The following is a 208-nucleotide window of genomic DNA, read 5'->3' as shown; positions in this document are numbered from 1 at the left end:
CGCCATTACCGGCGGCTTTCTGCTGGATGAATTGATTCGACGCACCTCCGGCAAAACGGTTTCCCAGTACCTGGACGCTCATGTGCGCAAACCCATGGGCATGCGTTACTTCCGCTACGGCCTGACCGCACGGGATATCCCCCGCGCCGCTGAGAACCGCTTCACCGGCCTGCCCCTGGGAGGCTATATCGGCGAGACCCTGAAAAAC

The 208-nt window shown here is 61.1% G+C and carries 1 protein-coding gene; it reads left to right on the top strand.

From position 1 onward, the window contains the following. Positions 1–208, top strand: a 208-nt coding sequence (locus tag A3709_RS19545; protein ID WP_156507866.1) for a serine hydrolase, incomplete at both ends; no start/stop codon positions are given.

Source organism: Halioglobus sp. HI00S01, from assembly GCF_001635445.1.
GTDB lineage: Bacteria > Pseudomonadota > Gammaproteobacteria > Pseudomonadales > Halieaceae > Halioglobus > Halioglobus japonicus.
The sequence above is the reverse complement of the archived record's forward strand: the minus strand, read 5'-3'. Positions and strand labels throughout refer to the sequence as shown.